General features: G+C 59.0%; 8 protein-coding genes. All 8 read right to left on the bottom strand.

The window, feature by feature from the left end; translation table 11 throughout:
* Positions 1–215: 215 nt before the first annotated feature.
* The 8 genes from brnQ to sdhA all read right to left on the bottom strand — a co-directional run bounded on the left by brnQ (position 216) and on the right by sdhA (position 12,533).
* Positions 216–1,529 carry a branched-chain amino acid transport system II carrier protein gene (gene brnQ / locus CQ041_RS07875; protein WP_105522258.1) on the bottom strand — a complete coding sequence of 438 codons (1,314 nt, stop codon included), beginning with the start codon at positions 1,527–1,529 and terminating at the stop codon, positions 216–218.
* 370 nt (positions 1,530–1,899) lie between these two features.
* Positions 1,900–2,781: a succinate--CoA ligase subunit alpha gene (gene sucD / locus CQ041_RS07880; RefSeq protein ID WP_084381139.1), complete on the bottom strand. Its 882-nt coding sequence runs from the start codon at positions 2,779–2,781 to the stop codon at positions 1,900–1,902.
* Positions 2,781–3,947, bottom strand: a complete 1,167-nt coding sequence (gene sucC, locus CQ041_RS07885; RefSeq protein WP_003233235.1) for an ADP-forming succinate--CoA ligase subunit beta — start codon at positions 3,945–3,947, stop codon at positions 2,781–2,783. The genes sucD and sucC overlap by 1 nt, the downstream gene beginning before the upstream one ends.
* 203 nt (positions 3,948–4,150) lie before the next feature.
* Entirely contained in the window at positions 4,151–5,587 is a 1,437-nt protein-coding gene (lpdA, locus tag CQ041_RS07890; RefSeq protein WP_105522259.1) for a dihydrolipoyl dehydrogenase, read from the bottom strand.
* A 98-nt stretch (positions 5,588–5,685) separates the two neighbouring features.
* Positions 5,686–6,906 carry a 2-oxoglutarate dehydrogenase complex dihydrolipoyllysine-residue succinyltransferase gene (odhB, locus tag CQ041_RS07895; protein WP_105522260.1) on the bottom strand — a complete coding sequence of 407 codons (1,221 nt, stop codon included), beginning with the start codon at positions 6,904–6,906 and terminating at the stop codon, positions 5,686–5,688.
* A gap of 44 nt (positions 6,907–6,950) precedes the next feature.
* Positions 6,951–9,782, bottom strand: a complete 2,832-nt coding sequence (locus tag CQ041_RS07900; RefSeq protein WP_105522261.1) for a 2-oxoglutarate dehydrogenase E1 component — start codon at positions 9,780–9,782, stop codon at positions 6,951–6,953.
* Between the two features lie 262 nt (positions 9,783–10,044).
* Positions 10,045–10,749: a succinate dehydrogenase iron-sulfur subunit gene (locus CQ041_RS07905; protein ID WP_105522262.1), complete on the bottom strand. Its 705-nt coding sequence runs from the start codon at positions 10,747–10,749 to the stop codon at positions 10,045–10,047.
* An 11-nt stretch (positions 10,750–10,760) separates the two neighbouring features.
* A complete protein-coding gene (sdhA, locus tag CQ041_RS07910; RefSeq protein ID WP_105522263.1) occupies positions 10,761–12,533 on the bottom strand; it encodes a succinate dehydrogenase flavoprotein subunit in 1,773 nt (590 codons plus the stop codon).
* Between the last annotated feature and the right edge of the window lie 2 nt (positions 12,534–12,535).

The raw sequence follows: 12,535 nt of genomic DNA on the forward strand, positions 1-12,535 counted from the left end.
GGCTGCAAAAAGAAAGCCCGCTTAGATAGCGGGCTTTTTTTGTCATGTCGATTTTCGCAAGTTTAACAAGTTAATCGTTTCCGCTGTCGGCATCGGCGTGTCGAACTCTGTCGCTTGTTCGATGCTAGCCTCTGCAAAAAGACACTGCCAGTCGCCCATAAAAAATGCCCCGTATCGATTGATACGGGGCATTTCGGTGTAGCGCGCAAACGCCGTTACGCGATCGCTTCGCTGCGCTTGCCGAGCATGCGGTCAATCACCACCGCCACCACCAGCACCATCACCGACGGCACCAGCCAGGCCAGGCCTTGCTCGCTCAGCGGCAGGTTGGCCAACTGGGCCGGCAACCAGTCTGCCAGGCCTGCGCCCTTGAGCGCGTCGATGCTGCCAAAGATGAACGACACCAGCATCACCGGGCCAACGATGCGGCCCTGTTCCTGCCAGAAGTCTTTGCAGAAGCTCAAGGCCACCAGCACGATGCAGGGCGGGTAGATGGCCGTCAGCACCGGGATCGAGAACGCGATCAACTTGGTCAGGCCCAGGTTGGACACGAACAGCGAGAACAACGCCAGGATCACGACCAGGGTCTTGTAGGACAGCGGCAGGACTTTACTGAAGTACTCCGCGCAGGCGCAGGTCAGGCCCACGGCGGTGACCAGGCACGCCAGCGAGATGAGTACCGCCAGGAAGCCGCTGCCCAGGGAACCGAAGGTGTGTTGCACATAGGCGTGCAACACGGCCGCACCGTTGCTGGCACCGGCCGCTACAGCGTGGCTGCCAGAACCCAGACGGAACAGGCTGACGTACACCAGGGCGAGGCCGACGCCAGCGATGAGGCCGGCAATAATCGCATAGCGGGTAATCAGCTTTGGCGAGTCGACACCACGGGAGCGGATCGCGTTGACGATCACAATGCCGAACACCAGGGCGCCCAGGGTATCCATGGTCAGGTAGCCATTGATAAAGCCCTGGGAGAACGGCGCAGCAACGTATTCCGGCGTGCCAACGCCCACTTCACCGGCCGGCAAGGCAAACGCGGCAATACCGAGGATGGCCAGCGCGATGATCTTCAGCGGTGCAAGGAAGCGACCTACGGTGTCGAGCAGTCGACCTGGGTACAGGGAAACGAAGAACACCACGAGGAAGTACACCGAGCTGTAGAGGAACAGCGCCAGCGGGCTTTCGCCGGTCAGCGGCGCCAGGCCGACTTCAAAGGATACGGTCGCGGTACGCGGGGTGGCGAACAGCGGCCCTACCGCCAGATACGCCGCCGCCGCCAGCAGGCCACCGGCGATCTTGCCAATCGGGCTGCTCAACGCGTCCATACCGCCGCCGACCTTGGCCAGGGCGATCACGGTGACCACCGGCAAACCCACTGCGGTGATCAAGAAACCCAGCGCTGCCATCCAGACGTGCGGCCCGGACTGTAAACCAACGATAGGCGGGAAGATGATGTTGCCGGCGCCCACGAACAGGGCAAAGGTCATAAAGCCCAACGCCAGGATATCCTGGCTTTTCAACACTTTCATTTCGGGAAATACCACACTACTGAATCGGAATTTAGAGAGGGATTCCCTGTGGATGAGGGAACTACTGCCGGCCCTGATGGGGGCCGACCGGTCTTGCGCGGAGCTTCCTTTTGGGAGGCGCACGCATAAAGAGGCGGCTAGGGTACAGAAATTGGCCGACAAACGCACTGTTGCGGGGCGCACTGTCCGATAAGCGACATTTGAATGTCGCGTTTTCATACTAAAGCTGACAATGAGGATAAATGTGGGAGGGGGCTTGCCCCCTCCCACAGTTGAGCTGTGTTTGATTCAACTTTTATACAAACCCAGAATGCACAAAGGCCACCCGAAGGTGGCCTTTGCCTGGTAAAGCGTCAGTTAAGCGCGAGGCTTACTTGACAGCCCAACCGGTCAGCTCGGCCAGGGCCTTGCCGATGTCTGCCAGCGAACGCACGGTTTTAACACCGGCGTCTTGCAGTGCAGCGAATTTCTCGTCTGCAGTGCCTTTGCCGCCAGAGATGATTGCGCCCGCATGGCCCATGCGCTTGCCAGCAGGGGCAGTCACACCAGCGATGTAGGAAACAACCGGCTTGGTCACGTGTGCCTTGATGTAGGCAGCCGCTTCTTCTTCAGCCGAACCGCCGATCTCACCGATCATCACGATCGCTTCGGTCTTCGGGTCTTCCTGGAACAGCTTCAGGATGTCGATGAAGTTGGAGCCTGGGATCGGGTCACCGCCGATGCCGACGCAAGTCGACTGACCGAAACCGGCGTCAGTGGTCTGCTTCACAGCTTCGTAGGTCAGGGTGCCGGAACGGGAAACGATACCGACTTTACCTGGCAAGTGAATGTGACCTGGCATGATGCCGATCTTGCATTCGCCTGGGGTGATCACGCCTGGGCAGTTAGGGCCGATCAGGGTAACACCCAGCTCGTCGCACTTAACTTTAGCGTCCAGCATGTCCAGGGTAGGAATGCCTTCGGTGATGCACACGATCAGCTTGATGCCGCCGAATGCTGCTTCCAGGATCGAATCTTTGCAGAAAGGAGCCGGTACGTAGATCACGCTGGCGGTAGCGCCAGTTTGAGCAACAGCGTCTTTCACGGTGTTGAACACTGGCAGGCCCAGGTGCTCGGTGCCGCCTTTGCCTGGAGTCACGCCGCCAACCATCTTGGTGCCGTACTCGATGGCTTGCTGGGTGTGGAAACTACCTTGCGAACCGGTAATACCCTGGCAGATAACTTTGGTGTCTTTATTGATCAGGACGCTCATTACTTGCCCTCCGCAGCTTTGACAACTTGTTGAGCAGCGTCGGTCAGGCTGGTAGCCGCGATGATGTTCAAACCGCTTTCTGCCAGTACTTTAGCGCCCAGTTCAGCGTTGTTACCTTCAAGGCGAACAACAACCGGGATTTTAACGCCGACTTCTTTCACTGCACCGATGATGCCTTCGGCAATCATGTCGCAACGAACGATGCCGCCGAAGATGTTGACCAGTACTGCAGCGACGTTGGAGTCGGACAGGATGATCTTGAACGCTTCGGTTACGCGTTCCTTGGTAGCACCACCGCCTACGTCGAGGAAGTTGGCTGGTTTGCCGCCATGCAGGTTGACGATGTCCATGGTACCCATGGCCAGGCCAGCACCGTTGACCATGCAACCGATGTTACCTTCCAGGGCTACGTAGTTCAGTTCGAACTTGGCAGCGTGCGCTTCGCGCGGATCGTCTTGCGACGGATCGTGGAAAGTCTTCAGCTTAGGCTGACGGTACATGGCGTTGGCGTCGATGTTGATCTTGGCGTCCAGGCAGTGCAGATCGCCGTCAGCCTTGATCACCAGCGGGTTCACTTCCAGCAGGGCCAGATCGTGATCCTGGAACAGTTTGGCCAAACCTACGAAGATCTTGGCGAACTGGGCAACTTGCTTGCCTTCCAGGCCCAGCTGGAAAGCCAGCTCGCGACCCTGGAATGGCTGAGCGCCAACCAGTGGATCGATAGTGGCTTTCAGAATTTTTTCTGGGGTTTCGTGTGCGATCTTCTCGATGTCCACGCCACCTTCGGTGGAAGCCATGAACACGATGCGACGGCTCGAACGGTCAACGACAGCGCCCAGGTACAGCTCTTTAGCGATATCAGTGCACGATTCAACCAGGATCTTGGTGACTGGCTGGCCATTGGCATCAGTCTGGTAAGTCACCAGACGCTTGCCCAGCCACTGCTGTGCGAAGGCCTTGGCGTCTTCTTTGCTGCGAACCAGCTTAACGCCGCCCGCTTTACCGCGACCACCAGCGTGGACCTGGGCTTTGACAACCCATTCGGTACCACCGATTTTGTCGCAAGCTTCTGCTGCTGCTTCCGGGGTGTCTACTGCGTAGCCCTTGGATACTGGCAGGCCGTATTCAGCGAACAGCTGCTTACCCTGATACTCGTGAAGATTCATGCTTTTTACCGTCTTCGTTAGGTACTGCGCATTCGGCGCTGCGCTCATTATGAGTGCCGCGCCACCTGTGACTGCTGCTTGCACAACCTGCGGGGCTTAAGCCCGTAAGACTGTGCAAGACTGCGTCCAGCGGATATTCCGCGGTGAGTCTTGCTCGCAAGGCTCACGACGGGCAACTCCGCCGTGGTTTCTTATTATCTCGCTTAGCGCTTCTTGCGGTTGGCGATGTGGATGGCGCCGCCATTCACTGCCAACGCTGCTTCGTGCAACGCTTCGGACAGGGTCGGATGGGAGAAGACCATCATGCCCAGGTCCTCGGCACTGGTGCCGAATTCCATACCGATTGCGCCCTGCTGAACCAGTTCTGCAGCGCTCGGGCCAATCACGTGGACGCCCAATACGCGGTCAGTCTTGGCATCAGCGATGACTTTGACAAAACCACCGGTGTCGTTGGCTGCCATGGCACGGCCGGAAGCAGCGAACGGGAAGGTGCCGACGTTAACGTCAACGCCTTCAGCTTTCAACTGCTGTTCGTTCTTGCCGACCCATGCAATTTCCGGGTGGGTGTAGATAACCGACGGGATCAGGTCGTAGTTCATCTGGGTTTTGTGGCCCTTGATGCGCTCGACAACCATGATGCCTTCTTCGGAAGCCTTGTGCGCCAACATCATGCCGCGAACCACGTCACCGATGGCGTACACGCCAGGCACGGTGGTCGCGCAGTGATCGTCAACGTGGATGAAGCCACGCTCGTCGATGTTCACGCCGCTGTCGGAAGCCAGCAGGTCGGTGGTCACTGGACGGCGACCCACGGCTACGATCAGCTTGTCGAAAGTGATGGTTTTCTCGCCATCCTTGTCGGTGTAGTTAACGACAACTTCTTCGCCGTTGACTTTAGAGCCAGTCACGCGAGCGCCCAGCTTGATGTCCAGACCCTGTTTGGTCAGGGTTTTCAGCGCTTCTTTCGAAACAGCGGTGTCGGCAGCCAGCAGGAACGTGTCCAGGGCTTCCAGAACGGTAACTTCCGAACCCAGGCGGGACCATACCGAACCCAGTTCCAGGCCGATCACGCCAGCGCCGATCACGCCCAGACGTTTTGGTACCGATTGGAATTCCAGGGCGCCGGTCGAATCGACGATCACGTTCTGGTCAACAGGAGCAGGCGGAATGTCGATTGGGCGCGAACCTGGCGCCAGGATCACGTTTTCAGCTTCGATGACTTCAACCGAGCCGTCTGGCTTGGTGATTTCAACTTTCTTGCCAGCCAGCAGCTTGCCGTGGCCTTGCAGGGAAGTCACGCCGTTGGCCTTGAACAAGGTCGCAACGCCGGAAGTCAGGCCTTTAACGATGTTGGCTTTACGGCCGACCATTGCTGGCACGTCCATGGTCACGCCAGCATGGTTGATGCCGTGGATCGCGAAGCCGTCTTGGGCTTCGTGGAATTTCCAGGAGCTGTCCAGCAGCGCCTTGGAAGGAATGCAACCAACGTTCAGGCAGGTACCGCCCAGTGCCAGTTTGCCTTCCTTGTCGGTGTATTTTTCGATGCAAGCAGTCGAGAGGCCCAGTTGTGCGGCCTTGATGGCGGCAACATAGCCGCCAGGACCTGCACCAATCACTACAACGTCAAATTTCTGCGACATGAAAATAGTTCCTCTATTTAGCAGCAAGCTTTCAAGCCGCAAGCCCCGCGCCAGGCCACCTTATGGGCGGCCTGACACAGAGCCTGCAGCTGCTTCTATCAGATATCCAGCAGCAGACGAGCCGGGTCTTCCAGCAGGTTCTTGATGGTCACCAGGAAAGTCACGGCTTCTTTACCATCGATCAGGCGGTGATCGTAAGACAGTGCCAGGTACATCATTGGGCGGATCACGACTTGGCCGTTGATGGCCATCGGACGCTGGATGATGTTGTGCATGCCCAGGATCGCAGCTTGCGGTGGGTTGACGATCGGCGTCGACATCATCGAACCGAAGGTACCACCGTTGGTGATGGTGAAGGTACCGCCGGTCATCTCGTCGATGGTCAGCTTGCCGTCACGGGCTTTCTTGCCGAAGCCGGCGATGCCGCCTTCGATTTCAGCCAGGCTCATGTGCTCGGCGTTACGCAGAACCGGTACCACCAGGCCACGGTCGCTGGACACGGCAACGCCGACGTCTGCGTAGCCATGGTAAACGATGTCGTTGCCGTCGATGGAAGCGTTGACGGCCGGGAAGCGTTTCAGCGCTTCGGTAGCCGCTTTCACGAAGAACGACATGAAGCCCAGGCGCACGCCATTGTGGGACTTCTCGAACAGATCCTTGTACTTCGAACGCAGGGCCATGACTTCGGTCATGTCGACTTCGTTGAAGGTGGTCAGCATCGCCATGTTCGACTGGGCTTCAACCAGACGCTTGGCCACGGTGGCACGTACACGGGTCATCGGTACGCGCTTCTCGGTGCGGTCGCCAGCAGCGAACACCGGGGCAGCGGCAGCCGGGGCAGCAGCCTTGGCAGGTGCAGCCGCTGGCGCGTTTTTCTTGGCTTCAACAGCAGCAACCACGTCTTCCTTGGTCACGCGGCCATCTTTGCCGGTGCCTTTGATGGACGCCAGGTTGATGCCGTTTTCTTCAGCCAACTGACGCGCAGCCGGAGCAGCGATCGGGTCTTCAGCGCCCGCAGCCGGGGCGGCAGCAGGAGCCGAAGCAGCCGGTGCAGCAGCGGCAGGAGCAGCGGCAGCAGCGCTGCCCTCTTCGATCGAACCCAGTACCTGGTTCGACAGGACGGTAGCGCCCTCTTCAGCCACGATTGCGCCCAGTACGCCGTCAGCCTCGGCCAACACTTCCAGAACGACTTTGTCGGTCTCGATGTCGACGATCAGGTCGTCACGCTTTACAGCGTCGCCTGGTTTCTTGTGCCAGGTGGCAACGGTGCCATCGGCAACCGATTCCGGGAATGACGGGGCTTTGATTTCGATAGCCATTATCTGTGGGTCCTTAAAATTCGGTTTCAGTCAGCGCGAAGGCGTTAAACAGTGAAAGCATCTTGCAGCAGTTTTTCCTGCTGCTCGGCGTGCATCGACGCATAACCACATGCAGGTGCAGCAGAAGCATCACGACCGGCATACTCCAGGCCCAGGGCCTTGTTATGGTTGCCGATGCTGCGACGCAGGTGATGCTGGCTGCTGTACCACGCGCCCTGGTTCATCGGTTCTTCCTGACACCACACCACGTTGGTGAGGTTGGTGTAAGGCGCGATGGCCTCCATCAGGTCGTCTTCCGGGAACGGGTAAAGCTGCTCGATACGCACGATGGCGATGTCTTCGCGGCCTTCGGCACGACGTTTTTCCAGCAAGTCGTAGTAGACCTTGCCGCTGCACAGGACCAGGCGAGTGACCTTGGCCGCGTCCAGGGTGTCGATTTCCGGGATCACGGTCTGGAACGAACCATCCGCCAGATCTTCCAGGGTCGAGATGGCCAATTTATGACGCAGCAGCGACTTCGGCGTCAGCACTACCAACGGCTTGCGCAGCGGGCGGATCACCTGGCGACGCAGCAAGTGGTAGATCTGGGCCGGCGTAGTCGGCACGCACACCTGGATGTTGTGCTCGGCGCACAGTTGCAGGTAACGCTCCAGACGGGCCGAGGAGTGCTCCGGACCCTGACCTTCATAACCGTGCGGCAGCAGCATGGTCAGACCGCACAAACGGCCCCACTTGTGCTCGCCACTGGTGATGAACTGGTCGATAACCACCTGGGCACCGTTGGCGAAGTCGCCGAACTGGGCTTCCCAGATCACCAGCGCGTTCGGCGTGGTGGTGGAGTAACCATATTCAAACGCCAGTACGGCTTCTTCGGACAGGAACGAGTCGTACAGGTCGAAACGTGGCTGGCCTTCGTACAGGTGTTTCAGAGGCACGTAGGTGCCCGCGTCTTTCTGGTTGTGCAAGACCGCGTGACGGTGCGAGAACGTACCACGGCCGATGTCCTGGCCGGTCATGCGGATCGGGTGACCTTCGAACGCCAGGGTCGCGTACGCCATGGTTTCGGCGTAACCCCAGTTGATCGGCAGGCCGCCGGCTTGCATCTTCTGACGGTCTTCGTAGATCTTCGCAACCTGGCGCTGTACGACGAAGCCTTCCGGAATTTCCAGCAGCTTGGCAGACAGTTCCTGCAAGGTTTTCAGGTCGAACGAGGTATCGTGACGCGCAGTCCAGGTGTGACCCAGGTACGGACGCCAGTCAACGAACAGCTCTTTGTTCGGCTCTTTAACCAGGCTTTTCACTACGTGCAGACCATTGTCCAGCGCGTTGCGGTATTCATCGATCTTCGCCTGAACACGCGCCTCGTCCACCACACCGGCCTTGGTCAGGCTTTCGGCGTACAGCTCACGGGTGGTGCGCTGCTTGGTGATCTGCTGGTACATCAGCGGCTGGGTGCCACTTGGCTCGTCCGCTTCGTTGTGACCGCGACGGCGGTAGCAGACCAGGTCGATGACCACGTCACGCTTGAACTGCATGCGGTAGTCGACCGCCAGTTGGGTCACGAACAGCACGGCTTCCGGATCATCGCCATTCACATGGAGAATCGGCGCCTGGATCATCTTGGCAACGTCGGTGGCGTACTCGGTGGAGCGCGCATCCAGCGGGTTGCTGATGGTGAAGCCAACCTGGTTGTTGATGACGATGTGAACCGTACCGCCGGTCTTGAAGCCGCGGGTCTGCGACATCTGGAACGTTTCCAGGACCACGCCCTGACCGGCAAATGCCGCGTCACCGTGGATGGAAATCGGCAGGACTTTTTCACCGGTGGTGTCGTTGCGACGATCCTGGCGCGCACGGACCGAACCCTCGACCACTGGAGAAACGATTTCCAGGTGGGATGGGTTGAAGGCCATGGCCAGGTGAACTTCACCGCCGGTGGTCATCACGTTGGACGAGAAGCCCTGGTGGTATTTAACGTCACCGGAACCCAGCTCGACCTTCTTCTTGCCTTCGAACTCGTCGAACAGCTCACGCGGGTTCTTGCCGAAGGTGTTGACCAACACGTTCAAGCGACCACGGTGGGCCATGCCGATCACGATTTCCTTGGTGCCGTAGGAACCGGAACGCTGGATCAGCTCGTCGAGCATCGGGATCAGGCTCTCGCCACCTTCCAGACCGAAACGCTTGGTGCCTGGGTATTTGGTGCCCAGGTACTTCTCCAGGCCTTCGGCAGCGGTCACGCGCTCAAGCAAGTGGCCGCGAACGTCAGCGGACAAAACCGGACGGCCGCGCACACCTTCCAGACGATGCTGGAACCACTGGCGCTGCTCGGAATCGGTGATGTGCGTGAACTCGGCGCCGATGGTGCGGCAATATGTCTGCTGCAACGCTTCGTGAATTTCGCGTAGGCTCGCTTCCTCTTTGCCGATGAACAGGTCGCCGGCACGGAAGGTCGTATCAAGATCGGCATTGGTCAAGCCGTAATGATTGATCGACAGGTCAGCAGGTGCAGGACGCTGCCAGAGCCCCAGCGGGTCAAGCTGGGCCGCCTGGTGGCCACGCATCCGGTAGGCCTGGATCAGTCGCAGCACTTCAACTTGCTTCTTCTCGTGCTCACTGCTCACGCTGCCGGCGGAAACCGGCTGGGCGCGGCGCTGGTTCTTTGCCAGCAGCACAAACTGATCGCGAATCGTTGCGTGCGATACATCGGTGGCAGCGTTGCCGTCTGAAGACAACGTCTGAAATTTGGTGCGCCATTCTTCTGGCACAGCGTTAGGGTCGTGCAGGTAGAGCTCATAAAGCTCTTCCACATAGGCAGCGTTACCACCTGAAAGATAGCCGCTGTTCCACATGCGCTGCATCACGCTTTCTTGCATGCTTGGTCACCCTCGATTTGGGGACACCACCGGCGAAAACACCGAGTTTGCTTGCAAAAGGCCAAGTGCAGCGACCAAAACAAGCCACTTAGGATCACGCTGATAGTTCGGGTACCAACCCGAATGCCCCTGCTTGTCTCATTTCTTCAAAATAAGAGCCGCGGCTTTGTAAGTCGCTGCTCAAGTTAAAACTACGGCGCCGGTTGAAGCCTGCGCCGCAGCATTTACGGGCACAACGGTCCTGCTTTTACTACAACGTCAGTTACACGCCGCTGTGCAGCAGCATGTTACGGATGTGACCAATGGCCTTAGTCGGGTTCAGGCCTTTGGGACATACGTTGACGCAGTTCATGATCCCGCGGCAGCGGAATACGCTGAACGGGTCATCCAGCGAAGCCAGACGCTCGGACGTCTTGGTATCACGGCTGTCTGCCAGGAAGCGGTACGCTTGCAGCAGGGCAGCTGGACCCAGGAACTTGTCCGGGTTCCACCAGAAGGACGGGCACGAGGTCGAGCAGCAAGCGCACAGGATGCACTCGTACAGACCGTCGAGCTTGTCGCGCTCTTCCGGGGACTGCAGACGCTCGATGGCCGGGGCCGGCGTGTCGTTCTGCAGGAACGGCTTAACTTTCTCGTATTGCTTGTAGAAGATGCTCATATCGACGACCAGGTCACGGATAACCGGCAAACCTGGCAGAGGACGAACGATCAGCTTGTTACCCTTGACCACGGCGGACAGCGGCGTGATGCACGCCAGGCCGTTTTTGCCGTTGATGTTCATGCCGTCGGAACCGCACACACCTTCACGGCAAGAGCGACGGTAGGAGAAACCCTCGTCCTGCTCTTTGATCAGTGCCAATACGTCCAGCACCATCAGGTCTTTACCGCCGGTATCGACCTGGAATTCCTGCATGAACGGCGCAGCGTCCTGATCAGGGTTGTAGCGATAAACACTGACTTTCAACATGGCAGCCACCCTTAGTAAGTCCGAATCTTCGGTTCAAACGTCGGCACCGTCTTCGGCGAGAAGTTCACGGCACGCTTGGTCACGCGCTTGTCACCCGGGAAGTACAGGGTGTGGCACAACCAGTTTTCGTCGTCGCGATCTTCAAAGTCTTCACGGGCGTGGGCACCACGGGATTCTTTACGAACCTCGGCAGCGATCGCGGTCGCTTCGGCGACTTCCAGCAGGTTTTGCAGCTCAAGGGCTTCGATACGAGCGGTGTTGAACGCCTGGCTCTTGTCGTTGATCTTGACGTTGGCGATGCGCTTGCGCAGATCAGCCAGCTGGGCAATGCCCTTCTGCATGTATTCGCCGGTACGGAACACACCGAAGTAGTTCTGCATGCAGCTTTGCAGCTCGCGACGCAGGGTAGCCACGTCTTCGCCATCGGTGCGCTCGTTCAGCGCGTTCAGGCGCGCCAGGGCGGCTTCGATGTTCGCGTCGGTGGCGTCATCGTATTCGATGCCGTCAGTCAGCGCTTTTTCCAGGTGCAGGCCGGCCGCGCGGCCGAATACCACCAGGTCGAGCAGCGAGTTGCCGCCCAGGCGGTTGGCGCCGTGAACCGATACGCAGGCCACTTCGCCTACAGCGAACAGACCGTGGATGATCTCGTCCTGGCCTTCGGCGTTCTGGGTGATTGCCTGACCATGAATGTTGGTCGGTACGCCGCCCATCATATAGTGGCAGGTTGGAACAACCGGCACCGGCGCCAACACAGGGTCAACGTGAGCGAAGGTCTTGGACAGTTCGCAGATACCTGGCAGGCGGCTGTGCAGCACTTCCTCGCCCAGGTGATCGAGCTTGAGCATCACGTGGTCGCCGTTCGGGCCACAGCCGTTGCCGGCGATGATCTCTTTAACCATCGAACGGGCTACAACGTCACGGCCCGCCAGGTCTTTCGCGTTCGGAGCGTAACGCTCCATGAAACGCTCGCCGTGCTTGTTGATCAGGTAGCCGCCTTCACCACGGCAACCTTCGGTCACCAGTACACCGGCGCCGGCGATGCCGGTTGGGTGGAACTGCCACATTTCGATGTCTTGTACCGGAACGCCCGCACGCAGTGCCATGCCGACGCCGTCACCGGTGTTGATCAGGGCATTGGTGGTCGAGGCGTAGATACGGCCAGCACCGCCGGTTGCCAGCACGGTGGCCTTGGCGCGGATGTAGGTGGTTTCGCCGGTTTCGATGCAGATGGCGATCACACCGACGAATTCGCCTTGTGCGTTCTTCACCAGGTCGACCGCGTAGTACTCGTTCAGGAACGTGGTACCGGCTTTCAGGTTGCCCTGATACAGGGTGTGCAGCAGCGCGTGACCGGTACGGTCGGACGCGGCACAGGTACGTGCAGCCTGCCCGCCTTTACCGTAATCCTTCGACTGGCCGCCGAATGGACGCTGGTAGATACGACCTTGTTCGGTACGCGAGAACGGCAGACCCATGTGGTCCAGCTCGAACACCGCGGCCGGGCCTTCCTGACACATGTATTCGATAGCGTCCTGGTCGCCGATGTAGTCGGAACCCTTGACGGTATCGTACATGTGCCAGCGCCAGTCATCGTTCGGGTCGGCGGAAGCGATGGCGCAGGTGATGCCACCTTGGGCCGATACGGTGTGGGAACGCGTCGGGAACACCTTGGTGATCACGGCAGTCTTGTGACCGCCCTGGGCCAGCTGCAGCGCGGCGCGCATGCCAGCACCGCCGCCACCAATGATGATGGCGTCGAATGAAATAGTTGGAATGTTAGCCATGG

It is taken from the genome of Pseudomonas sp. MYb60 (genome assembly GCF_002979555.1).
Classification (GTDB): Bacteria; Pseudomonadota; Gammaproteobacteria; order Pseudomonadales; family Pseudomonadaceae; genus Aquipseudomonas.